We start from the raw sequence: 24,877 nt of genomic DNA on the forward strand, positions 1-24,877 counted from the left end.
ATAAGGAGAATCACTATGGCCTATCCATATCAGGACGCTTCGCAGCCCCTGTCCGTGCGCGTGACGGATCTACTCGGCCGCATGAGCGACGAGGAAAAATTTGCGCAAATGCACGGGTTGTGGCTGATCCTCGCCAGTGACGGCCATCATCGGGTGCGTAGCGATCTGAGCGATGATTTCAGCGGCGCGTCGGCGTCTCTGGCGCTGGAGGCCCAACTCAAGCTTGGCATTGGACAGATTACCCGACCACTGGGATCCCACGTGGTGGAGCCAGTGGAAGGCGTTCGGGCATTAAATCGTCTGCAAAAGACCATGATGGAAGAGACGCGGTTGGGTATTCCGGCGATGTTCCATGAAGAGTGCCTGGTGGGATTACTCTGTAAAGACGCCACCTTATTCCCCTCACCTCTTAATTATGGCGCAACCTGGGATCCGGCACTCATCGAACAGGTGGCCGCCGCGATCCGCCTGGAGGCCAAAAGCGTTGGCTGTCATCAAGGATTAGCGCCGGTACTGGATGTCTCGCGTGATGTACGCTGGGGGCGTACCGAGGAGACCTTTGGCGAAGATCCCTACCTGGTGGGCATCATGGCGTGCGCCTATGTCCGGGGATTACAGGGACCGCGCCGAGATCTGCTTGCAACACTGAAACACTACGCCGGACACTCCTTCAGCGAAGGTGGACGCAACCATGCGCCGGTGCATCTCGGCTTTCGCGAACTGAATGATACTTTCTTGCTGCCATTTGAAATGGCGGTGAAGCTGGCCAACGCAGGATCGGTAATGCCGGCTTACCATGATATTGATAACCAACCCTGCCACAGTGACCATTTTTTGCTGACCGATGTGCTGCGCACCCGCTGGGGTTTTGACGGACTGATCGTGGCGGATTATGGTGGCATCAGCCTGCTGCACCAACATCATGGTGTCAGCCCCGACGCGGCGAACTCTGCGGCGCTGGCGTTTAACGCCGGACTGGATATCGAGTTGCCAAAGGAAGATTGCGCTCAACATCTGGCGCAAGCCGTCGCGCAAGGTCTGATAACCATGGAAAAAATAGACGATATCGTCGCGCGCGTGTTGCAGGAAAAATTCCGACTGGGGTTGTTCGAACACCCCTACGTCGATGAGCGACAGATCAACTTACAGTCGTCATCAACCCGTGAACTGGCCTGGCGGGTGGCGGTACAGTCCATTACCGTGCTGGAAAACAACGGTCTGCTACCGCTGTTACCGGCGAGCGGCAACAGCATCGCGGTGATAGGCCCCACCGCCGATGATCCGCTGGCGCTGCTGAGCGGCTATAGTTTCCCGGTTCATCTGATTATCAGCGATCTTGTCGCCCAGACCAGCCAGGTGACGACACCCTTACAGGGGTTGCGCGCCGCTTACGGCGACGACAATATTCACTATGCCAAGGGGTGCCATATTCTTGAGACACGTCAGGCTGGTACACCAGTGTTCCCCGGTGACAGTGGCCGACCGTTGCAGGCGTCACCGGTCTCTCAAGATGAAAGCCTGATCCCACAAGCAGTGGCGCTGGCGCGCCGTTGTAATGTGGCATTGGTATTTGTCGGTGATCTGGCCGGATTGTTCCAGAGCGGGACGGTAGGTGAAGGGTCCGATACGGACAGCTTGCAGTTGCCCGGCGTGCAACAGCAACTATTAGAACAGGTAGTAGCCACTGGCACACCTACCGTCGTGATCATGACTGGCGGACGGCCTTACCACCTTAACGGCATGGAAGACCAGCTGGCAGGTTACCTGATGGCATTCGCACCAGGTCAGGAAGGCGGTCGGGCCATCGCCGACATCATAAGTGGCGCCCAGGCACCGACCGGTCGACTGACAATCTCGGCACCGACTAGCGCCGGAGCCGCACCCTATTATTACAACCATAAGCTGAAAAGCGGTGGTACGCCTATCGCCTTCTCCTTCGGCACCCGCTACCCCTTTGGTTATGGCCTCAGTTGGACCCGGTTTACCTATCAGGATTTTCAACTGATTGGAGAACCGGTGGCGATCGACAATGGCGAACTGGTGGCTAGCATACGCGTGACCAACAGTGGCCCCGTGGCGGGATACGACGTGGTGCAGCTCTATGTCAGGGATGTGCTGGCGTCTCTGGTGCGCCCGATACAAGAATTAAAAGCCTTCCAGCGCATCTGGTTGGCAGCAGGGAAAAGCGCCGTGCTGGAGTTCCATATCCCCACCGATATGCTGAATTTTACCGATATTCAGGGTCGCAGAGTCGTAGAACCCGGCGAATTCGAGGTTCAGATCGGGGCTTCCAGCGCCGATATCCGCGCCAAGGGCGTCGTTATGACCAGCGGCACAACGCATGTGTTGCCACAAAACTGGCGTATGGAGAGCTATTGCCGGGTAGAGCGGGAGGACTAAAACGACGTAGCGGCGAAGTCAATGACTCCGCCGCGCAACCTAATTCCTGTAAGCCGGGCGCTTGGAGGTCTTGTCAGTCGCGACGTTGGCTTCACCTCACCACTGAGGCAGTAGATTAGGGTGATACCAATTTCCAGGGTTACCCTGGCGGCAGCTCATGTCCAATTGAAGAGTTAAACTTGACTTCAGCGCTGTATTTTCTGCGTTAGGTCATGAACACGCCTTTGGCACAGTGTGCCTCTTCCCAGAAGCATCCGCAGTAATGAGGTAGAACCCTTACCTCTTTCTAACTTAACTGAGGGATCAAAGACTGATATCTCCCTGGGTACCAAGACGATAGCGCCCCCTCGTTTACCTACTCAGACTGTGACGATATGGATAGGCTGTGCTTCAAAGGCGTTAAGAAACTCTTTATTAAGGTTCTCTTCCACCACCATTACATCAATTTCACTGGTATCAGCTATAACATAACGCGCCAGACCAGGAATTTTATCCGCCGTCAGCGCTACGATGACCTGATTGCTCTGGCGGACAACAGCTTTCTTGAACTCACAGTCCTCAAAATCAAAACCCGTCAGCCCGGCATCCGGATCCATCGCACAGGCGCCAATAAATGCCTGATCAAAGATCATTCCCTGGAGTTGGCCTACGGCAGTGCTACCCACACATCCCCCCGGAGTTCTATTAACAAGTCCGCCAAGCATGATCACTTCACACTGAGGACGTTTCAACAGTTCAACGGCAATCTCCGGAGCGTTGGTTACCACCGTGACCCGGATATCTTCTGAGAGAGCTCGGGCAATAGCAAGATTTGTGGTACCTGAGTCAATAAAAATACAGGAGCCCTGCTTAACAAACTCCACGCATTTTTGCGCGATTATGCTTTTTCCTGCAAATTTTTGCCTTTTTCGACTGACAAAACTGCCAGCATCAGGCAATTGCAGAACAGCGCCTCCGTAGACCTTTTTACATATCCCCTCCTTACTAAGCTCCTGTAAATCCCGACGAATTGTATGCTCAGACACGTTCATTTGGGCAGAGAGCTTCGCACAGATCACCCTTCCGTTCTCCTGAAGGATCTGCCGAATGAGGGCTTGTCGTTGTTCCGGAAAAACCGCATAATCGAGCATAAAGTCTCCTTATTTATTTTATAATCGAGCATAAATAGCCATAATCACGCATCAAGGGTGAACCTGTCAACTGATGTTGGCCTGACGAGAGAACCTCACTATGTCATCACTACCCACTATCTGTTTTCTGCACCAACTGGCCGCGTTGTCTGAAGACATCACGATGAAGAGCTATCGCCAACGCATGAATCTGGGCATGACAAGCAAACCCAAAGAAGGTTTCAGCGTCGACCCCGTTACCGACGCAAACCGGGCGCCCGAAAAGCGCCTCCGGGAATACATAACGTTGACCTTTCCGAATCATGCCATCCTGGGCGAAGAGTAACGGAGTTAATCATGGAAATTACACATGTAGCACTTTGGACCCGTAACCTGGATGCGCAGGTCTTGTTCTGGCAGCAGGTTTTCGGCGGGAAAAGCAATGCACGGTATATTAGTCAGAACCGGCCAGGGTTTGAATCACACTTCATCACCCTGACGCAAGGGCCAACTGTCGAACTGATGACATTGCCAGCACTTCCTCCAGCACCTGAATATCCAGAGTTCGTCGGATGGGCGCACATTGCAGTAGCCGTGGGTGCCAGTGAGGATGTAGATCGTTTAGCGGAGAATGCACGTCAGTGCGGCACGCTGCTTAGTCCTCCCCGTCTGACAGGTGACGGTTACTACGAGGCCGTCATCGCCGATCCGGATGGTAACCGTATAGAACTGGTGGCAAAGTAGAATACTGTAGATAAGCTGACACACAGCTCCATCAGTATCAGCATAGTTGTCACCTCTTTTGAACATGAGCCAGAGGGCGATAGAGTGGCAGAAACCTATTTCCCCAGAACGAAAAGCCAGCGTGCTTTACTTTAATGAAGCTCTCACTCCGTTGTCCTGGATATACCGATGTCAAAAGGCAGTGTCCACTCCCCCTCAAATGTATCAAGCCTAAAAATTAATGAATTTTAGAATAAAAAGCAAGAATCGGGCTTACCGCTTACATTGAACATATGATATTAATAAATGTATTAACAATATCATCCCGTATTGGAATAAAAAGATGTCTTATATAATTAAAGGGTTGAACGGAAGTGATTTCGAACATCTTTACGGTTTATCAGACCATAAACTGAAAGAGCATGGTGCGATCAGAATTAAAGTTGATAAGTCCCAAGCCTATCCTGACCGAATTTCATTGAGAGATATTCCTGTTGGAGAATATGCCATATTACTCAATCACACTTACCTGGATAGTCCGACGCCATATAGAGGGTCACATGCAACATTTATCTGGGAAGGGAAAAGTGAAGCGGCTATTTTAATCGATTGCATACCCGAAGTTATGAGTTCAAGAATTATGTCATTACGTGCATTTGATAATAATGACATGATGATTGATGCAGAAATCGCATCTGATGAGGCGATTGAAGAAAACATATTAACATATTTTAGAAATACTCAGATAAAATACATTCTTGCTCACAATGCTAAACAAGGCTGCTTTTCATGTCGAATTACCCGAAGTGATAGGCAAAACAACATTTTTAATGAAGGTGAAGCATGAGAACTTCAGATTATATTCGATTACTTTTTCTGGCTGCAATATGGGGAGCAAGTTTTCTATTTATGAGAGTGGCTGCACCAGCGTTTGGTGCAGTGAACACGGCTTTCTTAAGAGTTTTCTTTGGTTTAACGGGTCTCACTGTAATTCTTTTATTACTTAAATCTTCATTCCGTTTTGACGGTAAGTTTAAGTTTTCATTAATACTTGGCGTTATTAATTCAGGAGTGCCATTCTTTATGTACTGTTTGGCAGCCAGATGGCTACCGGCGGGATATTCAGCAATACTTAATGCCACGACACCATTAATGGGAGTAATGATCGGATTTGCCTTTTTTGGTGAGAGGTTGACGGCAAAAAAATCGCTGGGGGTATTGCTGGGACTGGCAGGAATAATAGTGATTACCACGGTAGGGGAAGTCAACTCCACCGACAGTGTCATTGCAGGCGTTATTGCGTGTTTGGTCGCGACAGGGTGTTACGGCGTGGCTGGATTTTTGACGCGTCGTTGGATATCAAACAGAGGCGGACTTGATCCTAAAATAGTCGCCTTTGGTAGCCAGATGGGCGCTACTCTATTTCTGCTGCCGTTCTTTTGCTGGTCAGTTGGCATGGGACCGGCAATCAACTGGTTTCAGGGATACGTGTGGGCAAGTGTGCTTGCGGTCGGTTTTATCTGTACTGCACTGGCTTATATTCTCTATTTCAGACTGATAGCGGACATTGGCCCTCTACGTTCTTTAACGGTGACATTTCTAATTCCACCGTTCGCAATATTGTGGGGTTATCTTGCATTAGGCGAAACCATTACCAAAGGTTTTATCATCGGCTCATTAATTGTCTGTATTGCAGTATGGATGCTGGTGAGTCCAGAAAAGGCATATAAGATCATAAAAAGTGGTACTTGATAGCTGATTTTTTAGCAACTTTACATAGATGACCCTGCCCAATAATAACGGACACAGTTCTAAGTAAGGTTCTTTATTTCATATTGTTTCGAGCTTAACCAACCATTGGCACTGTGCCGACGGTGACGGTTTCGTCAATTTCAATATAACCGAACACCACATCTTTTATTACCTGTCTGCTGGCGCATCGAGGCAACAGCTTTGCACTTGTGAGGTAGCGTTAATACGTTACCACAAGCGCGCTGCCGTGGTGATCAGGAAAAACAGGCCGCATAAATTAACCAAAGTAAACAACTTCATTAACATTTACTAACCTATTTTGTATACATGCAAACATATTCGCTAGCACAAACGTGATATATCGCACTCTTTATTATCAAACAATAACCTAATTTTAACATCAGCCACATAATTCACCTTTTCTCTTGGTACCGCTATCCATACTGCATGCCATCAGACTGCGGATCTCAGTGATCGCCGTCTTCACGCTTTTGGTTATTTTGATGTGTATAGCTGGGCAATGACAAACCACTCAACTGACTTGGACTTACCTAATAAAATCCAACGGAGAGAAATATGACATCGACATCATCTCAATTAAAAGAAAACCTGAAATGCGTTGTAGCACGTCGTGAACGCCGCCCGAATCGACGTATCCACCTCATCAGCACCTATGTTGCTCTGATGGGTCTTGGTGTCGCCAGTTGTGCTCAAGCAGCCATTTCAGCAGCCGATTTTACTCCCGACTTTAGCGCAATGAGCCAGTTGCACGCCATTGTCAAAAAAGGCTCGGGGAAAATTGGTGTGATCCTCCCTGAGACCACCACGTCGGCTCGTTATACCTCGTTTGACCAGCCTTACCTGGAACAGGCATTTAAAACAGCGGGGTTAACCCCGGATCAATATATGATCAGTAACGCCCAAGGCAGTGAGGCCACCCAGCTTACCCAAGCGCAATCAGATATCGCGCAAGGTGCCAGCGTTTTGTTAATTGACCCCATATCATCGGGCGGTGGCGCTGCTATCGAGCAATATGCCAAAGCCCATGGCGTGCCGGTAATTGACTATGACCGCATCACACTCGGCGGCAATCGCGCCTACTATGTGAGCTTTAACAACGTGGAGGTCGGAAAACTCATTGGTAAAGGTCTCGAACAGTGCATTACGGATTGGCAGATCAAAAAACCGCACGTTTTAGTGATGAGCGGTGCGCCAACGGATAACAATGCCACCTTGTTCCACAATGGTTATATGAGCGTCTTGCAGCCCAAATTTAAATCAAGTGCTTATGTGAACGTCGGCGAACCCGCTGGCAGTTGGGACCCAGCGGTTGCTCAAACCACCTTCCAGCAACAGTTTACTGCGCACCCGGAGATGAATGCGGTGGTCACCCCCAATGATGGCAATGCCAACGCGGTAATCGCCTATCTGAAAACCCTAAAAGTGCCGCCACATGCCTTCCCTACTACAGGCCAAGATGCGACCTTAACGGGGATCAAAAACATTATTACCGGTTATCAATGTGGCACCGTCTACAAACCTATCTACCTGGAAGCGCAAGCGGCGGCAGCGTTGGCGATCTATCTGCGTGCGGGGATGCAACCACCCAAAAGTTTAGTCAATGGTAAAACGCTTGACTCGAAAACCGGCAAGTCCGTGCCATCGGTTTTAGCCTCACCGATTTGGGTCACGCCAAGCAACGTCAAAAGCACAGTAATAAAAGATGGCTTTGTCAAAGCAGCCAAACTGTGCCAAGGAGAAGGAATGGCAAAAGCTTGCCAAAATGCACAAATCAACCCATAGGGGCCTTATGCAAAACACAACACAACACCTAAGCGCCGCCCCATTATTGCAGATCCGAGGGTTAGAAAAGCGCTTTGGCGCGGTGCAAGCGTTAATCGGCGTTGATTTAGATGTACCACTGGGGCAGGTCACTGCCCTGGTCGGTGACAATGGGGCGGGTAAATCGGTATTAGTTAAATCCATTGCCGGGATCCATGAGGCCGATGGCGGCGAGATCCGCTGGCAAGGTGAAGCGGTGAGAATCCGCTCACCACGCGATTCAGCCCAATTAGGCATTGAGGTGGTCTATCAAGATCTGGCATTGTGCGACAATTTAGATGTGGTACAAAATATGTTCCTTGGCCGCGAGCGATTATATGGGCGACTGCTCAATGAAGATGCCATGGAACGTGAAGCCGCCGAGACCTTATCAAGCCTGCGCGTGACCACGCTGCGCTCGATTCGCCAACCGGTTGCATCGCTTTCCGGCGGGCAGCGCCAATCGATAGCGGTCGCCAAAGCAGTGATGTGGAACTCTAAGTTGGTGATTTTAGATGAACCCACCGCAGCGCTGGGGGTGGCACAGACCGGTCAAGTCCTCGAACTCGTGCGCCGCTTAGCCGACCAAGGGCTGGCGGTACTGATGATTTCGCATAATCTTAATGATGTGTTCGCGGTGGCCGATCGCATTGCGGTGCTGCGTTTAGGGCAGATGGTGGGCGAAGGCCCTGCTAAAAGCTTTGACACGCAGCGGGTGGTGGAACTGATGACCACCGGACAAAGCGATCACCTTGTCACTGCAAATGCAACATCGTCGGCCGCGCCATCAATTGCGGTAGAAAACGCCAAACGACAGGCAAGCCAGGCACATGCCGCTGCTGTTATCGGTAATACCGAAGCGGACACATTAGGTAACTATCTCAAAGCGGTGTGGGCGAAGGTTCTTGCAGGTCAAAGCGGCGTATTACCCGTACTACTGGGGATGATCCTCATCGCGGCTATCTTTCAATCTCAAAATGATAAGTTCCTCTCCTCTGGCAATTTAGTGAATTTATTGGTCCAAGGTGCGGTGTTTATGCTGATTGGGATGGGCGAAGTGTTCATCTTGATTTTGGGGGAGATTGACTTATCACTGGGGTTTGTCGCTGGGATTGGCGCCACGGTCGCCACGGTGTTAGTGCAGCCTTCAGTTGGCTGGAATTGGCCGTCGGCAGTTATCGCTGCATTGTGTGTCAGCGGTGCTTTAGGGGCGCTGCAAGGAATTTTGATCACGCGCTTAAGACTCCCCTCTTTTGTGGTTACGCTCTCTGGATTACTGGGCTTTCAAGGGTTGATGATTCAGCTCCTCGGCACCGGGGGGACGATTCCCATCAACAGTGAAGTGATCAATAACTTTGCCAATGGCACCCTCACCCCACAGGTGGGTTGGGTGGTGACTATTGCGATCATCCTCATTTTCAGCGTATCCACCCTGCGTCGTGATAGCCTACGCCGTGCCAGTGGCTTAGTTGCACCACCTGCTGGACTATCTTGGCTAAAAATCGCCGCAGCCATCTTGGCTGGACTGGTTTTAATGCTGATTTCTAACGCCGATCGCGGCATTCCCCGTTTCCCTATTAATGGCATGCCCTGGGTCATTCCCATTGTATTTGTGGTGTTATGTGCTTGGGCGGTGCTGCTGGGAAAACTACGCTTTGGTCGCTATTTATATGCCATTGGTGGTAATGCTGAAGCTGCACGCAGAGCGGGAATTAATCTGGCGAAAATCAGACTGTTAGCATTCACATTGGCCGCAGTTACTGCCGGCATTGGCGGCATTATCTACGCTTCGCGCTTGCGCTCAATCTCAACCAGCTTTGATGGTGGTACGATCGTCTTATATGTGGTGGCTACAGCCGTCATCGGCGGCACAAGCCTGTTTGGAGGACGCGGCCATCCACTGCATGCAGTATTAGGTGGCGTTGTGATTGCAGCCATTGTCAACGGGATGGCACTACTGGGTTTGCCGGCCGCCGTTCAACTGATGGCAACCGCAGTGGTATTGTTAGCGGCTATTACGGTGGATGTGGTGGTGCGCCGGCGCGGTGAAACATCGCGTTAACGAAGCCTACTCAAAGTAGCTTGGCATCATCCTTTATTTGAGCGGGAATTCCCGGAGAAAATACAATACCTACAGATAGACGGATTAAGCAGAAGTAAACATTAACTTTCCAGGGCAACAGGTCGCGTGCACGGTTAGCAGGCCAGTCTCAACGGCCAAATCAACGAACTGTTGCCCTACGCCGAAAAATAGCTTTAGCTAATCTCTGCCAGTCTATAACGTTACTTCATTAACACAATGTGAATTCACCACCTGGTTATTTTTAACTCGGCTCAATTCGGGAAAAAAGTCAAAAAACCCGACATTACTAATTAAGCGTTATATTTAATTCAGGGGCAAGTCATCAATATAAATGCGTACTTATAAATATTCTTCAATCCACGTTGAGAAAGCCTGGAATCTCGACCTTTTTTCATGACCTTTAGGACAAATAAGATCATACCCAAGCCCTGACGGTACACGCTCAAAGGGGGCGATCAGCTCACCACTATCTAAATAGGGCTTAATAAGGCAATAACGTCCCATTGCAATACCCATTGATTTCTTTGTTGCAACCATAGTTAACTCTTCATGATTGAAGACATATTTTTTTTTGAGAATATTGACATCACGATCAGTTTTTCTTAACCAATGTTGCCACTCAGCAAGTGGAGAAAGAAATTCTAACGATTCTGTGCAATGTAAAAAACAAGCTTCATGCAACCTGGAATCGTCTTTGAAAAACGCTAGTTTCTCTGCATATTCAGATGTACAAACGGGTGTCAAATATTCGTCAAATAGCCTGCGATGATAAAAGTCAGCATGTCTGGCATTTCCATAATAAATAGCCAAATCCACGGGCTGGTTTTGAAAGTCCAACTTACTTGCTTTCACCCGGATTTTGACGTCGAGTTGGGGATAAAGTTGTTGAAAAATAGGTAATCGAGGAACTAGCCATAAGTGCGCGAATGTTGGAGCGACGCCAATATATAACTCGCCGCTGAGCTCGTTGAAGCGAATATCGTCTATTTCAGAAAAAAGATTCTCAAGCGAATGAGTTAATGCCACCCAAACACGCCGACCTTCTTCAGTTAACTCCAGTTTTCGAGTCAAACGTACAAATAATTTAAACCCCAAATCTTGTTCTATTTTTTTGATTCTCTGGCTCACGGCACCTTGCGTTAGGCACAGCTCTTCTGCGGCTAATGTAAAGCTTAAAAACTTTGCGACGACACTAAATGTGTACAAATTTGCAAGTAAATGTTGCTTATGTTCCATTGTTGATGTCTGCCCTAGAGTAAGAATCAAGATAGTGGCTACTTCAGTTGATTTACGCGTCCCCTGGCTAACATTCTGAATAATACGCTTCGCGGTCTCATGTACCCCGTCGATTTAATAACACCGTGCCTTCCCCACAATGCCAACTACTCCAGGACCACACAGCGATGATCACTGTGCCTGCGCTCTTCGGTAAGTGTCAAGATAGTTGATAACCCCAGTTGATTTACGCGTCCTGCCTGACCAGCATTCCAGATGGAAAACTGCCAGCAAATCGTTGGCTGTTACCGACCTGCGTGACTCTACCATCCATTCTTCGTGCCACACGTAAATCAGCAGATTACGCGGAATACCTGAAACGCAACCGTTCCGTGCACAGCTATCTCAGACGACGTATGAAACACTTCCGCTCCGGCAACAAACCATAACCCCATCTTTTCAGCTTCTCGGGTCAGCCGCTGGTTGATGCCCTGTCGAATGATCAGGAGAGAAGAAAATTATTCATCACGGTTCATAGGGGAATGTATGAAAAACAGCCACAGCCAAGAGATGTTCTCATGCGGTGTCAACGACCCTGGCGCTAAAAAAGATACGCATTAGTTGAACTAATAGATAACGACGCATATTTGGTTTGTTAAATAACTTTAGCTGCCATGAAATACTCAAATTCTACATCTACGAACCTGAGGAACTATACATGGCAAAACAATTAAAAATAGTCGTTATCGGTGGTGGTTCTAGTTATACGCCTGAGTTAATTGAAGGGTTATTAAAGCGCAAGAATGAATTACCAATTAAAGAGTTATGGTTAGTAGATATTGAGGAGGGCCGTGAGAAAGTTAATATTATTGCGGGACTCGCTCGTCGTATGATTAAAAAAGCCGGGGAGAATATAGAGGTCAAGGTAACACTTGATCGCCGCCCTGCATTGGAAAACGCTGATTTTGTCTGTTCACAATTTCGAGCTGGTTGCCTTGAAGGACGGATAAGAGATGAACGTATCTCACTAAAATATGGAATGATTGGCCAGGAAACTAATGGGCTAGGTGGTTTTGCAAACGCATGTCGTACTATTCCGATTGCACTAGACATATGTAAAGATATGGAAGAACTATGCCCTGATGCCTGGCTTTTAAATTTCACAAACCCGTCAGGCATCGTGACCGAAGCCATACTTAAGCACACGAAAATAAACGCCATTGGCTTGTGCAACGTGCCAGTTATTATGCAAAAGGGAATTGCAAAACTTCTGAATGCAAACGAAGAAGATTTTATTATGCAAGTTGCAGGCCTTAACCATTTGATTTGGGCGCGGAAGATTTTATACAAAGGACACAATAAAATCGACTTTATTGCACAAGAAATACTTAATGGTAAAGACTATCTAGTTCCCAGTAATATTCCAAAATTCGATTGGCCACGGCAGTTAATTGAGAACATGGGAATGATCCCATGTGCATACTTGCGTTACTACTATATGAGTCAGGATATCCTGCAGCAGGAAAAGCGTGAAGCCAATAATGAAGGAACACGTGGTGAAGTAGTCAAAGAGGTGGAAAAACGGTTGTTCGATATCTATAAAAATCCAGAACTAGCGGACAAACCCAAAGAGCTCGAAAAACGTGGTGGCCAATATTATTCCGAAGCCGCTTGCGAACTGATGGCTTCTATCTATAACGATAAACGGACCATCATGCACGTAAATACTCGAAACAAAGGTACAATTCAGGGATTACCAGACGATTGTGTTGTAGAAGTCAGTTCAGTTATAACCCAAAGTGGCCCACTACCACTGAACGTTGAACCATTCCCTTCTGACACATTACGTTTGATTCAATTAATGAAAGAATTCGAATCACTCACGGTTAGCGCAGCGGTGAATGGAAACCTGAATGATGCTAAAAGAGCATTAATTCTAAATCCAATCGTTATTACCGGCAGCGTGCTTGATGAAGCCCTAAATGAAACAATTAGGTCAAACCTGGATTTTATGCCTCAATTTCATTGGATTTCCGAATAGAAGGGACGCCCAGCATCATGGTGATTTTATATACAGTGAACAACATGAGTAAGTGAGGTGTATTTATACCCTGGATGAAATTTATATTTACATCATATGAGATCCGGCACAGCTTTATTATTAATTCGTAACCAGCATCGTCAGCATTAATAATAACTGGCTATTACCACTTTCACTCTTCAATCGAGAACAAGATAATGAAGGGTGAATTTACTTATTTAAAAATAAAGAACAATTATTATGAAGAGCCGTTATTACAATAAAACCGAGAAGTAGATCATGGAATTTATTTTGGAAAACAGACATTATTAACCTAACGAATTAGAGTGAAGAAAAATACAACCCGTGATTAATATAGTCTTATAGAAATTAACTATTGTGAAGCATTAAGGAATTAAGAGCATGAGTGACAGCATGGGAAAACTGACAGCATTTTTGGACAAGTATTTTGTTCCATATGCTGCAAAAGTCGGAAATCAAAGGCATTTACAATCTATTAGAGATGGATTAATAATGACGATGCCACTGATTATTATTGGTTCTTTATTTATAATTATTAGCAGTCTGCCAGTCCCAGGCTATGCGGATTTCATGGCCGGAATATTTGGTGATAAATGGAAAGCGGCTTTATCTTATCCAGTGCAAGCAAGTTTCGGTTTGATAGCACTTTTTGTCAGTATCGGAGTTGCCTACAGATTAGCCGAAAAATATTCACTCGATGCAATAACAGCAGCAATCGTTTCTGTAACATCATTCATGATAGTATCGCCCTACAACATACCTGTTTTCATAAAAGGATTAGATAAAACCATCGATGTTACGGGGATAAACCTGAACTATGTGGGCGCAAAAGGCATGTTTGTTTCTATCATAATGGCTATTATTACGGTAGAAGTAATGAGGTTTTTTGTCAGGAAGGGAATCGTTATAAAAATGCCTGATAGTGTACCACCTGCCGTTGCAAAGTCTTTCTCAGCACTAATCCCTGCCTTATTTATAATGATCATTTCTCTAGTTTTAAGGATGTTAATTGAAAACACAAGCTATGGGGATATTCATAATTTAATTCAGACTTTGGTTTCTAAACCTTTAATACATGCTGGCGGTTCTTATTGGGGGGCAATGCTAACAACTTTGTTTATCACATTACTTTGGGCAGTTGGTTTACACGGTTCAACTATTGTTCAAGCTGTAATGATGCCTATTTGGCTAACACTTATGGACCAAAATAGAATTGCTTTTGAAGCTGGAAAGGAATTACCAAACGTTGTTACATTTGATTTCTTCTATTTTTCTGCAAAAATGGGAGGGGCTGGTTCAACCTTGGTATTAGTGTTCTTCATGGCATTTTTAGCTAAATCAAGGCACTTAAAAGAGATCGGTAAGTTATCAATTGTCCCTGGTATTTTCAATATAAATGAACCTGTTATTTTTGGCGTTCCAATTGTATTAAATCCTTTATTACTAGTACCTTTCATTATAGGTCCACTTGTAGCGACAACAACTTCTTATTTTGCAATGGCAACTGACATAGTTCCTAAGCTAACAGGGGTAACATTACCTTGGACAACACCCATTGGTATATATGGTTTTTTGGCAACCAATGGTAGTTTTTCAGCAGTTATATTGACAGTTGTAAACTTAATAATCGTTGGTGCTATTTATTACCCATTCTTCAAAATATTTGACGAGCAAAAATATAAAGAAGAAATGGGTTAAGATAGAGTGTATTTAATGAAATTAATTATGATTAGCATAGGCTAAAAATAAATACCCATACCTGTCACAGAGGAACCGAAATGAAAAAAATATTACTTTGCTGCGTAGCTGGAATGTCAACCAGTTTACTCATTTCAAAAATGAAAAAAGCAGCAGAAGACACTAACTTAGAGTGTGAAATATCAGCGGTATCAATTGAGCAGCTGAGATCAAATTTAGAAGGTACTAACGTGGTTTTATTAGGCCCTCAGATTAAATATAAGTTACCAGAAGTTAAAGAAATATGTGATAAGGAAAACATCCCCTGTGACGTAATAAACATGATTGACTATGGGACGATGAATGGTAAGAAAGTGCTAGATTTCAGTATTGAATTAATGAAATAAAAACTGAACAGGATAAATTGATGAAGATTACAGACATAGAGATATTTTGCGCCGACTTTGATACAAAGTCACCTAATCAGCCTATTTTCATTAAAATTAATACAGATGAAGGAATCAGCGGTTTTGGTGAAGCTGGCGTTGCCTATGGGAACGCTAAACTGGGTGCAATTGGGCAACTTCAAGATTTTTCAAAATTAATCTTAGGGGAAAACCCCTTCTGCATAGAAAAAATTTGGGATCGCCTCTATAGAGATACATTTTGGGGGCAAGGTGGTGGAACAGTAATTTTTTCAGCGATAAGTGCAATAGATATAGCACTATGGGATATCAAGGGGAAAGCCCTGAACACGCCAGTTTATGAACTATTAGGCGGGAAAACACGCGATAAGGTTAGAGCATATGCTAGTCAGATTCAATTCGGTTGGGATGCAAAAGAAACACCATTAGGTGGAGTAGATAAAATTGCAGAAGCCGCGAAAAAGGCAGTTAACGAAGGTTATACCGCTATTAAAGTAGATCCATTACAACGTGATGAAAATGGAGATAAAAATCGTAGAAATGATGGTTTATTGACACATAAGAAATTAAAATTATGCCGTGATAGATTATTCGCCATTAGAGAAGCCGTTGGGGATGATGTTGATATTATTTTGGAACTTCATGCTAAAACTGATATTAATTCGGCCCTTCAGATTAGTAAGCTAGTAGGTGATTTAAACATCTATTATATGGAAGAGGCTTGTGGTTCGTTAAATCCTCAATTAGTTAAAAACTTAAGAGATCAAGTCAATATTCCTCTAGCTGCTGGCGAACGCATTTTTACAAGATATGGCTTTAAACCATTTTTAGAAACTCGTGCGTTAGATATAATCCAACCTGACATAGCAACTTGTGGCGGAATATCCGAAGGTAAAAAAATATGTGACATGGCTAGAATATATGATGTTTTAGTCCAACCACATGTATGTGGAGGTCCTATTTCTGCAGCTGCCGCTTTACAAATAGAAGCCGTAATTCCTAACTTCTGTATTCATGAGCATCATGTAGGTAACTTAAGCCATTTTACCAGGAACCTTGGTACTTATGACATTCAGCCTATTGATGGTTATATCACTGTACCAGATGGTCCTGGGATAGGTATGGAGATTACTGAAGAAACTATGGATAAATGCAAAATTATTAAGGTCCAATAGGACACATTTTTACTCGAGAGAGTAATAACACGCATTGTTGGTTTGCTCGAGATATTTTAATAAATTATTAAAACTAAGGCGGTGGTTCAATGCTTCTGGGTCACAATGGGTTTTAAATTATCAGCTAAAGATGGACAATTAGCACTAGCTAAAACGCTTGGCAAAAAACGTTCCCATTGCAAGTGCTGATAATCTAATTGAGTACCATTGTGTGAAAGATTTTAATCATATGATAGCGCTGCTTTTAAATTCAATCTAATTTTGAGAGGCATATATGGATATTAATGATGTAAGTACAAATTTAGAGTCAACCATCATGGAATTAATCATTAATGCTGGAGAGTCAAAAAACTTAGCCATGCAGGCATTAGCTTGTGCAAAAAAAGGGGAATGGGATAATATAGAAAAACTTTTAGAGCAATCTGGCGAAGCTGCTAAGCGAGCACACAAAGTTCAAACCGAGTTTATTGGTATGGACGAAGGTGTCGGCAAGGTACCGATCACTTTAATTATGGTACATGCACAAGATCATATTATGACAGCTATGTTAGCACGTGAACTGATAGAAGAATTGATTCACATTCATCGACAGCTACAATCTTAATGGCATATTTCAGTCCATCCCGAGTATCTGTTCGCATTTAAATGAAGCCTGATATAGCTCTCTATTAACTGGGCTGTGTCCCTCAGTTGCCTTGCCTGGCGGTAGTGGACACAGTTTTAAGCAAAGTTTCTGGTTTTACCCCAAATTGCAAATTGATGGATACCTGAGAGTAGATAATCGACCAAAACGAGGTCATCCATGAAATCCTGCCGTGCATTAAGCTTCAATGGGGGCATATAACCAAACGCAGAATGCCCCATCTGCGGCGTTGAACTGGATGAGATAATAGAAATCGATTTGAATATCCCGGCGCAGCGGGTGGTCAGAGTCCTGGACAGGATCGTGGTAAACCGGGGTTATCCGCTGAAACTGCGGATGGCCCGGAGCTAATCTCGCTGACTTTGGCACAGTGGACTGAAGAGCATGGTGTGATGCTGGAATTTATCAAACCGGGAAAACCCACGCAAAATGCCTTCATTGAACGTTTTAACCGAACGTACCGGACAGAGATACTGGATTTTTATCTGTTCAGAACCTTGAATGAAGCGAGGGAAATCACAGAGCGCTGGCTGACGGAATACAACAGCGAGCGGCCTCATGAATCCCTGAATAACCTGACGCCGGAAGAATACCGGCTGATGACTGAAAAACTGGAAATATCAAAAAGTGTGTGGAACTAAAAGCGGTGTGCTTACAGAAACACGCCCGTAGCCAAAAGTAGCCATTGTTGTCTCCTCATCTGGCCCCTGCCAGAAAACGAGGCCAACATTAGGATGGCCTGCCAGAAAAGCCAAGGCTATTTTTCCAACAGTGTGAAAGCGTGCAATTGGGAGGTGTCAGAAAACGGTCGATTGTTGGCAAATTTAATAACTATTATGAGAATTTTTATTGTGGTGATCATGTTAAGACCTGCACTACTATACAGTTAGACAAATCAATTTGTGCAACATCAAGCCCTCTAGGAGAAACGTTTTGAGCAATACTGACAGTGAACAACTTGATGAAGTAACACCAAATACGCCAGGGGTCAAACCAGAACCACCTGCACCTAAATCGAGAGCTTATGAGACATTAAAGAGACCGCTTAGCGAAAAAGAACTACTCAATATTGGCAGTGTTAATTTGATGATCGACGACATACATAGAATGGAGAGTGAGATTAGCTCACTAAAATCCTTCCAAGATAAATTTCATGAAAAAGATAAGAGTGAAGCAATTTTAAAGGAAAAACTTACTGCTTATAAGCTTAGTGAAATAGCATATAATGTTTCCATCAGCATGGGAGCGTTATTTATTGGTATTGCGATAAAGCTATGGGATATAGAAATTTATGGAAAACTCTCCTTAGGAGCTGGAATTATTCTCTGGCTATCTGGTAGTGCAATGAAACTCGGGAGGATGATAGCTAAATGACTATAGAAATAAAATATGTAAAGGACGCTGGCGACATCAAAAAAGAACGTTTAGTTCTTAAAGTAGTTTCCGATGATCAAATTGGGAATTATGTTACATTCGACACAACATATTTTGATGATGGCACTGTTTCAAACTCAATGAGACACTCCTTCTGGTTTCCTGATAGAGAGGTCAAAGAAAATGATCTAATCATCGCATATACTAGGAACGGACAGGACTCAAGAGTTGAAAATAAAAATGGAACCACTTCACACTTTTTCTATATGGGGTTAGATAAATCCATTTGGAATAAAGATGGAGATTGTGCGGTGTTAATGAAGATTGCATCATGGCAACATAAAAAAATAAACAAAGCAAATTAAAAATCATTAAAGTGCCAAGTATGAACTTGGCGCTTACTCTAAAATATTTTATTTAGAATCTCGTCTTGAATTATTGGATGAAATTCCTCATACATTGTATTCATACGAACGTTATTCTTTTCTTTTGGTCTTGCCACTCTAAATGATTCAGTAACCAACCACTTTATATTTCTGCCGATTGACACTACATTGCTGATTTCCATAATCGTTTCATTCATTACTACACCAATAGCCTTCACGATAATATCTTTACTAGAAGGAGGTGCGGATTTTATATATATGAAATCACCAACCTTCAGCGTTTTTATGAATTGGTGTAATTCAGGGGCATCCTCAGCATCCCATCCAGGGCCAGCAATATTATTAGATATAAACAACTCACTCACATCTTCATCATAATAAGCACCAATAGCATAGATAGCCATAAAACCTCTCACAATTTAAGTTTCGAATAAAAATACTCTTACTTATAGGTTAGTCAATAACCATACCAACAAAAAGCACAAATATCACAGGCGACGAACATTCACAAAGAATAGAGAGTATTATGGAGAAAATCAGGATCCTCCTACATTGACGCAACGAGATCAATGCCCTGTAGTTTGGAAACTCCCTGCATGTTCTCGATTCCTAATAACTGATTCGCGATGTTGACAGCTTTGTAAGCATGGCTGCGAGTGCAATTGTGGCCTACGTGATATGCTGAACTTGTTTTGAGAGCCTCCATATGCCGCACTACAAATCCGACTCTACCATCAAAAAAGCGACAGATTCGTTGTGTGAGCTTTAGGGCAAGAGAGATAACCCGATCATTCGTGATCTGCTCCCCTTAAACGGAGATGAGATCACAATTGCTGAACTGATAGGCTATGATACTGATGCCTTGAATAGATAACGTTTTTTTGGCATATATCAAATTATTGAACCATAAAACTATCGCAACACATACAAATAATAGAGTATTTTTTATTCGTAAAGTCTGTATGAGAAAAACTGGCATAGATATAATCACTCGGGGTTACTACTATGGTGCAAAGCATTGACTTACTTAGAGACTACGGAATTTTCAGAAATTACATCAAAACTGATGCAAAAGATTTTGGAAGGCTTAATTTAATATACGGCTGGAATGGAAGCGGAAAATCAACATTATCATCGCTTTTTGAACAGATAGAAAACCGTCAGAACACTAAATACCCTAATTCAACCTTTTCTATAAAAACCTTCGAACAAGGAACGATAACAAAAGATAACATTTCCGCAAATAATTTAAATCTGAAAGTATTCAATCAAAGCTTCATAAACAAAAACATTGACTGGAATAATTCAGTAAAAAGTATTTTATTGATAGCTCAGGAAAAAATTGAAGAGAAGAAAAAATTAGAGGAATTGAGAGCATCTTTTGATAAAAAAACAAAAGAGTATGTTAGACGAAAAACAGCGAATGACAAACTTACAGAAGAACTTCAAAAGTTCCTAACGGATGCAGCTAAGAGAACTAAAACCAGCTTGCAAGTCATTGATACCAGTGACTCAAGATTTTTAAGTTATAACAGAACAAAACTTGAAAACTTCATCACATCAAATGTTGATCAAATAAAAAAGGCTGATTCAATCCTAGATATAAATGAAGTGGCAAGTCTAACTAAAGCAGCAAATCCCACACAAAAACCAGCAATTACAACCAAAACTCCGAGCGTAGATTCTTCCCTACTAAAAAAAGCACAAGATAGGTTAAATGAACTATTCAAACAATCAGTAACAAATAAAGTTATTGAGAGTTTGAAAAATAATCAAGATATACAATCTTGGGTTTTTAGTGGGTTGAATTTAAATCTAGGCAGTGATAGTTGTCATTTTTGCGGGAACAAGATATCACAAGAGCGAATCGATGAATTAAACGCACACTTTAATGATGAATACAGAAAGTTCTCAGAAACCCTAGACAAAGCTAAAACATGGTTAGCAAGCCAATTCATTTTGTTAGTAAACAACAGTGATATTGATATTTATGACGAACATAAAGATCTTCTAAAAGAAAAATCATCACTCCTTAAAGATGAGGCTGAAAAAATAAACAGTTACATCAATGAATGGGAGAAAACATTAGATGAAAAAATAATAAACCCCTTCAACATTGATCTCTTTGCCGTTGAAATACCAAATTCATTATTTGTTAAATTCAATCAAACCGCAACCGAAATTAATAAGATAATAGAGTTGCATAATAAAAAATGCAAAGACTTTAAAGAGGAAACTAATAAGGTAAAATCTAAACTTGAGTCACATTATGCGGCATCGGAGGTAAACGCGTTCGATTACTTCAAGAAAATATCAAACCGCGACGCGGAAACAAAAAATTTACTGACAAACGATAATGACCTAAAAGGAATAAAAGCAGAAATAAAATCCATTGAAGATTCGTTATCAAATGAAACCATAGCAGCAGATATTTTCAATAAACATCTACACGGTTTTCTTAGTCGCTCAGAATTATCTCTCCAATTTAATAAAGAAAAAAATGGATACGAAATACTCAGAGATAACCAAATTGGACATGCACCTAATCTTAGCGAGGGTGAAAAAACTGCTATATCTTTAATTTACTTCATTACAAAACTAACAGAGAATGATAATAAAATATCCGACAGCATCATTGTTTTCGATGATCCCGTTTCGAGTTTTGATTCAAACCTGCAAAATGGCATCTGAATCGATCACTGTTTGGCATTCGAATCGATCATGATTTGGCATGCATCTCCGATCGCGGTTTGGCATCACAATCGATCACGATTTGGCACGCATCCGATCACTGATTGGCATCCTGTCGCTCACTCCGGGAATTAACTCTTTCCATCACAGTCTCCATTGCTGTTTTAAGCCAATGGAGATATCGATGTCCAAAAAGAGAAAAGCCAGGAGTTCCATGGAAACCTGTTTTAAGATCCTTCAGCTTAAGTTCGACCAGAAGCTGACCAACCGTTGCATCGCACTGACACTGAAAATCAGTGCATCAACAGTTTTTGAGGTGCTCTCCCGCTTTAAAGCCACGTCTCTCCCATGGCCCCTCCCTGAAGCAATATCCCATGATGCCCTTGAAAAGCGCATCTTCCCGGCCAAAAGTGCCTCTGCATCAGAACTGGTGATGCCTGACCTGCTTCACTTCGATACTGAGATGAGAAAGCCTGGCGTAACGCGACAGCTGCTGTGGATGGAGTACAAGGCTCAGGCCGGTGAGCTGGCGATGGGGTACTCCCACTTCTGCCGTTGCTACCGGGAGTGGAAAAAAACGCGCCGCCTCTCTATGCGCCAGGAGCACCGCGCCGGCGAAAAACTCTTTATCGACTTCTGTGGCCCGACGCTCCCCGTCATCAACCCGGATACCGGAGAAATACGCCGGGTGGCCATCTTCGTGGCCGTGATGGGGGCATCCAACTACACCTACGTTGAGGCGTGTGAAGGCCAGGACATGATGTCCTGGCTGAACGCCAACAGCCGCTGCCTGACCTTCCTGGGCGGCGTGCCGAAGCTGCTTATCCCCGATAACCTCAAAAGCGCGGTGAAAAAGGCCGATCGCTATGAGCCTGTCATCAATGACAGCTATCAGGCGCTGGCAGAGCACTACGGCACCGTTATTATCCCGACCCGCCCCTATAAGCCGAAAGACAAACCGAAAGCAGAAAACGGCGTCCTCATCGTCGAAAGATGGCTGCTTGCCCGCATCCGCAATGAAACCTTCTACACGCTCAGGGCGCTGAATACCCGCCTGCGGGAGTTGCTGACGGACATGAATAACCGGCCAATGAAAGGGTACGGCAACCAGACCCGCGCAGAGCGCTTCCGCATACTGGATGCGCCGGCACTCTCACCGCTGCCTCTGGCGACGTATGAATACACGGAGTACAAAGCGGTGAAGGTCGGCCCTGACTACCACGTTGAATATGCCCGCCACTGGTACTCGGTTCCGCACGAACTGGTCGGTCAGCGCCTGTCGCTGAAAGCAGGTCAGACGGTGGTTCAGCTCTGGCACAAGGGGCAGTGCGTGGCGCAGCATCCGCGCAGTTCGCATGAGTATAAGCACACTACCAATCCGCTGCATATGCCGGCTCAACACCGGGGGCACGGAACCTGGACACCGGAACGACTGCTCGAGATGGGATGCAGCATCGGCCCGTTCACCGGCAGGGTGGTTGACGCCATGCTGAAAGCAAAGGCTCATCCGGAGCTGGCCTACCGCGCGGTACTCGGTCTGATCGCGCTGCAGAAAAAATACGGAAAAGAGCGGCTGGAAAAAGCCAGTTGCGTCGCCTGGCACTATAACGCACCGGACAGACGCTTTATCGACAACCTGCTGCGTCACCATCGTGAGCACCAGGAGCTGCCGTTATCCCGTCAGAGCGAGCAGCACACCGTGACCTCACCTGAGCATGAAAACCTGCGCGGCCCGGGCTACTACCACTAACTGACAACCAGAGGAACCGACTGTATGAGCGATAACCTGTTAAACAAACTGACCCAACTGAAGCTCCCGGCGATGGCCGGTGGGCTGATACGCCAGCGAGAAACGCCCCAGACTTACGAGGAGCTGTCGTTCGAGGAGCGGCTGACCCTGCTGGCCGATGATGAGTTGCTGAACAGAGAAAACGGTCGTGTTGCGCGGCTGAGAAAAAGCGCCAACCTGAAGTACCAGGCAGCCCCGGAGGGGCTGCATTACCCGGTCTCACGGGGTCTGCGGGCCGAGCAGATGCGGGAACTGCTGAACGGTCACTACATCACCCACAAGAAAAGCCTGTTGATCACCGGTCCGACGGGGTGTGGAAAAAGTTGGATAGCCAATGCGCTGGGTGAGCAGGCATGCCGACAGAAACACAGCGTGCAGTACTGGCGTACGGGACGGCTACTGGAGATGCTGGCGCAGGGTCGCGTTGACGGCAGCTGGCTGAAGCACCTGAAACAGCTGCAAAAAACGCAGGTGCTCATCCTGGACGATCTGGGTCTGGAGCCACTGAGCAACGCGCAATGTAACGACCTGTTGGAGATAATCGAAGACCGCTACGGACAAAGCAGTACCATCGTGGTGAGCCAGTTCCCAGTAGACAAGTGGCACGGTCTGATGGAGAACCCGACAACGGCAGATGCGATCCTGGACAGGCTGGTGCATAACGCGCACAGACTGGCACTCCAGGGTGAGTCAATGAGGAAAAATAAACCGGGAGTGGAAAGCGACGAAAAAACAGGTTAAAAAGCAGTAGGAAAAGTTAAGTTCCCGGCTGATCGAATGGATGAGAATCGCTGATCGAACTTCGATGCCAATCCGTGATCGAATAGAGCGGAATACGCATCAAACCATCTATTTCATTCATATTCATTTATAAAGACGTATTGTAATGACGCAAAGCAGCTTTTTTTACTAACTCATAACTTTACGTTTTTCAAGTTAGCTCGCGACTGGTTTAATACAAACAATAGAAACAGAAAAAGAAAAGAAAAAATTGAAAACGCATTTTTTTATACTATTGAACCCAGTGCTGTTACACCTCGATCATCTGCAATATGTAATGCTGACGCAAGTTTAATTGATTATAACTCAGAATATCATTATATTTTTGACACTTTGTATAAGCATAAAGAACATCCTAGACTAACTCGTGAGCAGGCATTCTTTACAGCAAATCTATCTCGTAAATTGTTAGAGTCATTTTTAAACTTCAAATATCCAAAACATAGATCGGATTTATCACAACTAATGGATGTTGCCGCAAAAAATTGTGTTGTCTTTGATAGTAATAAAAAAGAAAAGGTTTATCGTTTCATTAACAAATATTCTCATAGTGCTGTTATCGAAATGAATGAAGATATTGCTGAAAATTTAATAGGTGAAGGCACAAACGTAATCGGAGACATCTTTTTGTGGATAGAAGAAGTTGACAAAGTTCATTATGATGAAATGGTAAGTGTTTGTCAGAAAAACTGATAGCTGCATCCTCCAATTATTATGGAGGATGCGATTTTATAAAAAACGAATTAAATCAGTAAGCTAAAAAAATCACTAA

21 protein-coding genes and 1 pseudogene are annotated in these 24,877 nt (G+C 44.6%); 19 read left to right on the forward strand and 3 right to left on the reverse strand.

The genetic code is table 11. The features are described 5' to 3' along the window. Positions 1-15: 15 nt before the first annotated feature. Complete coding sequence (locus tag PCO85_17690) at positions 16-2,400, forward strand: glycoside hydrolase family 3 N-terminal domain-containing protein (protein ID WJV53007.1); 2,385 nt, start codon at positions 16-18, stop codon at positions 2,398-2,400. A 359-nt stretch (positions 2,401-2,759) separates the two neighbouring features. On the opposite strand, the gene PCO85_17695 is transcribed toward PCO85_17690, so the two are convergent. Continuing rightward, positions 2,760-3,530: a DeoR/GlpR family DNA-binding transcription regulator gene (locus tag PCO85_17695; GenBank protein WJV53008.1), complete on the reverse strand. Its 771-nt coding sequence runs from the start codon at positions 3,528-3,530 to the stop codon at positions 2,760-2,762. Positions 3,531-3,630: 100 nt separating this feature from the next. On the opposite strand from PCO85_17695, the gene PCO85_17700 reads away from it, so the two are divergent. From PCO85_17700 to PCO85_17725, 6 genes are all read left to right on the forward strand, one after another. Beyond that, positions 3,631-3,855 (forward strand): hypothetical protein, encoded by a 225-nt coding sequence (locus tag PCO85_17700; protein WJV53009.1) that lies wholly within the window; start codon positions 3,631-3,633, stop codon positions 3,853-3,855. 11 nt (positions 3,856-3,866) lie between these two features. After that, complete coding sequence (locus tag PCO85_17705; GenBank protein ID WJV53010.1) at positions 3,867-4,253, forward strand: VOC family protein; 387 nt, start codon at positions 3,867-3,869, stop codon at positions 4,251-4,253. A 322-nt stretch (positions 4,254-4,575) separates the two neighbouring features. Further along, positions 4,576-5,079, forward strand: a complete 504-nt coding sequence (locus tag PCO85_17710; GenBank protein WJV53011.1) for a DUF1203 domain-containing protein — start codon at positions 4,576-4,578, stop codon at positions 5,077-5,079. Further along, positions 5,076-5,984, forward strand: a complete 909-nt coding sequence (locus PCO85_17715; protein ID WJV53012.1) for a DMT family transporter — start codon at positions 5,076-5,078, stop codon at positions 5,982-5,984. Before PCO85_17710 ends, PCO85_17715 begins: the two co-directional genes overlap by 4 nt. Before the next feature lie 576 nt (positions 5,985-6,560). Further along, entirely contained in the window at positions 6,561-7,787 is a 1,227-nt protein-coding gene (locus PCO85_17720) for a substrate-binding domain-containing protein (GenBank protein WJV53013.1), read from the forward strand. A gap of 7 nt (positions 7,788-7,794) precedes the next feature. Then, on the forward strand, positions 7,795-9,867 hold the full coding sequence (locus PCO85_17725; protein ID WJV53014.1) for an ATP-binding cassette domain-containing protein: 2,073 nt from the start codon (positions 7,795-7,797) through the stop codon (positions 9,865-9,867). Positions 9,868-10,227: 360 nt separating this feature from the next. Here PCO85_17725 and PCO85_17730 read toward each other — a convergent pair whose 3' ends face one another. Further along, positions 10,228-11,124, reverse strand: a complete 897-nt coding sequence (locus tag PCO85_17730) for a LysR substrate-binding domain-containing protein (protein ID WJV53015.1) — start codon at positions 11,122-11,124, stop codon at positions 10,228-10,230. A 697-nt stretch (positions 11,125-11,821) separates the two neighbouring features. Between PCO85_17730 and PCO85_17735 the strand changes: the two genes are divergently transcribed. The 8 genes and pseudogenes from PCO85_17735 to PCO85_17770 all read left to right on the forward strand — a co-directional run bounded on the left by PCO85_17735 (position 11,822) and on the right by PCO85_17770 (position 18,824). Beyond that, positions 11,822-13,144: a 6-phospho-beta-glucosidase gene (locus PCO85_17735; protein WJV53016.1), complete on the forward strand. Its 1,323-nt coding sequence runs from the start codon at positions 11,822-11,824 to the stop codon at positions 13,142-13,144. A 402-nt stretch (positions 13,145-13,546) separates the two neighbouring features. Then, positions 13,547-14,863 (forward strand): PTS cellobiose transporter subunit IIC, encoded by a 1,317-nt coding sequence (celB, locus tag PCO85_17740; GenBank protein WJV53017.1) that lies wholly within the window; start codon positions 13,547-13,549, stop codon positions 14,861-14,863. Positions 14,864-14,943: 80 nt separating this feature from the next. Then, positions 14,944-15,249, forward strand: a complete 306-nt coding sequence (locus PCO85_17745; GenBank protein WJV53018.1) for a PTS sugar transporter subunit IIB — start codon at positions 14,944-14,946, stop codon at positions 15,247-15,249. 20 nt (positions 15,250-15,269) lie between these two features. After that, positions 15,270-16,442: a mandelate racemase/muconate lactonizing enzyme family protein gene (locus PCO85_17750; GenBank protein ID WJV53019.1), complete on the forward strand. Its 1,173-nt coding sequence runs from the start codon at positions 15,270-15,272 to the stop codon at positions 16,440-16,442. 274 nt (positions 16,443-16,716) lie between these two features. Beyond that, on the forward strand, positions 16,717-17,046 hold the full coding sequence (locus PCO85_17755; GenBank protein ID WJV53020.1) for a PTS lactose/cellobiose transporter subunit IIA: 330 nt from the start codon (positions 16,717-16,719) through the stop codon (positions 17,044-17,046). A gap of 285 nt (positions 17,047-17,331) precedes the next feature. Further along, a pseudogene (locus PCO85_17760) lies at positions 17,332-17,726 on the forward strand (integrase core domain-containing protein). Between the two features lie 292 nt (positions 17,727-18,018). After that, positions 18,019-18,459: a hypothetical protein gene (locus PCO85_17765; GenBank protein WJV53021.1), complete on the forward strand. Its 441-nt coding sequence runs from the start codon at positions 18,019-18,021 to the stop codon at positions 18,457-18,459. Further along, positions 18,456-18,824 carry a hypothetical protein gene (locus PCO85_17770; GenBank protein WJV53022.1) on the forward strand — a complete coding sequence of 123 codons (369 nt, stop codon included), beginning with the start codon at positions 18,456-18,458 and terminating at the stop codon, positions 18,822-18,824. Before PCO85_17765 ends, PCO85_17770 begins: the two co-directional genes overlap by 4 nt. 38 nt (positions 18,825-18,862) lie before the next feature. Here PCO85_17770 and PCO85_17775 read toward each other — a convergent pair whose 3' ends face one another. Further along, entirely contained in the window at positions 18,863-19,249 is a 387-nt protein-coding gene (locus PCO85_17775; protein ID WJV53023.1) for a hypothetical protein, read from the reverse strand. A gap of 601 nt (positions 19,250-19,850) precedes the next feature. On the opposite strand from PCO85_17775, the gene PCO85_17780 reads away from it, so the two are divergent. The 4 genes from PCO85_17780 to PCO85_17795 all read left to right on the forward strand — a co-directional run bounded on the left by PCO85_17780 (position 19,851) and on the right by PCO85_17795 (position 24,798). Continuing rightward, a complete protein-coding gene (locus PCO85_17780; GenBank protein WJV53024.1) occupies positions 19,851-21,536 on the forward strand; it encodes an AAA family ATPase in 1,686 nt (561 codons plus the stop codon). A gap of 214 nt (positions 21,537-21,750) precedes the next feature. Continuing rightward, complete coding sequence (gene istA, locus PCO85_17785) at positions 21,751-23,286, forward strand: IS21 family transposase (protein ID WJV53025.1); 1,536 nt, start codon at positions 21,751-21,753, stop codon at positions 23,284-23,286. 24 nt (positions 23,287-23,310) lie between these two features. Further along, complete coding sequence (gene istB, locus PCO85_17790) at positions 23,311-24,066, forward strand: IS21-like element helper ATPase IstB (GenBank protein WJV53026.1); 756 nt, start codon at positions 23,311-23,313, stop codon at positions 24,064-24,066. Between the two features lie 129 nt (positions 24,067-24,195). After that, positions 24,196-24,798, forward strand: coding sequence for an AAA family ATPase (locus PCO85_17795; GenBank protein WJV56127.1), 603 nt, complete (start codon positions 24,196-24,198; stop codon positions 24,796-24,798). The last annotated feature ends 79 nt before the right edge of the window (positions 24,799-24,877 follow it).

Origin of the sequence: Prodigiosinella aquatilis, assembly GCA_030388725.1 — a bacterium.
In the GTDB taxonomy this organism is placed as follows: Bacteria; Pseudomonadota; Gammaproteobacteria; order Enterobacterales; family Enterobacteriaceae; genus Prodigiosinella; species Prodigiosinella aquatilis.

Coding starts and splice junctions, on each gene's coding strand:
- PCO85_17775 (WJV53023.1), bottom strand. CDS start 19,249: ATGGCTATCTATGCTATTGGTGCTTATTATGATGAAGATGTGAGTGAG.
- PCO85_17705 (WJV53010.1), top strand. CDS start 3,867: ATGGAAATTACACATGTAGCACTTTGGACCCGTAACCTGGATGCGCAG.
- PCO85_17745 (WJV53018.1), top strand. CDS start 14,944: ATGAAAAAAATATTACTTTGCTGCGTAGCTGGAATGTCAACCAGTTTA.
- PCO85_17720 (WJV53013.1), top strand. CDS start 6,561: ATGACATCGACATCATCTCAATTAAAAGAAAACCTGAAATGCGTTGTA.
- istB (WJV53026.1), top strand. CDS start 23,311: ATGAGCGATAACCTGTTAAACAAACTGACCCAACTGAAGCTCCCGGCG.
- PCO85_17780 (WJV53024.1), top strand. CDS start 19,851: ATGGTGCAAAGCATTGACTTACTTAGAGACTACGGAATTTTCAGAAAT.
- PCO85_17695 (WJV53008.1), bottom strand. CDS start 3,530: ATGCTCGATTATGCGGTTTTTCCGGAACAACGACAAGCCCTCATTCGG.
- PCO85_17725 (WJV53014.1), top strand. CDS start 7,795: ATGCAAAACACAACACAACACCTAAGCGCCGCCCCATTATTGCAGATC.
- PCO85_17730 (WJV53015.1), bottom strand. CDS start 11,124: ATGGAACATAAGCAACATTTACTTGCAAATTTGTACACATTTAGTGTC.
- PCO85_17750 (WJV53019.1), top strand. CDS start 15,270: ATGAAGATTACAGACATAGAGATATTTTGCGCCGACTTTGATACAAAG.
- PCO85_17755 (WJV53020.1), top strand. CDS start 16,717: ATGGATATTAATGATGTAAGTACAAATTTAGAGTCAACCATCATGGAA.
- PCO85_17710 (WJV53011.1), top strand. CDS start 4,576: ATGTCTTATATAATTAAAGGGTTGAACGGAAGTGATTTCGAACATCTT.
- PCO85_17715 (WJV53012.1), top strand. CDS start 5,076: ATGAGAACTTCAGATTATATTCGATTACTTTTTCTGGCTGCAATATGG.
- PCO85_17700 (WJV53009.1), top strand. CDS start 3,631: ATGTCATCACTACCCACTATCTGTTTTCTGCACCAACTGGCCGCGTTG.
- celB (WJV53017.1), top strand. CDS start 13,547: ATGAGTGACAGCATGGGAAAACTGACAGCATTTTTGGACAAGTATTTT.
- istA (WJV53025.1), top strand. CDS start 21,751: ATGGAAACCTGTTTTAAGATCCTTCAGCTTAAGTTCGACCAGAAGCTG.
- PCO85_17690 (WJV53007.1), top strand. CDS start 16: ATGGCCTATCCATATCAGGACGCTTCGCAGCCCCTGTCCGTGCGCGTG.
- PCO85_17770 (WJV53022.1), top strand. CDS start 18,456: ATGACTATAGAAATAAAATATGTAAAGGACGCTGGCGACATCAAAAAA.
- PCO85_17735 (WJV53016.1), top strand. CDS start 11,822: ATGGCAAAACAATTAAAAATAGTCGTTATCGGTGGTGGTTCTAGTTAT.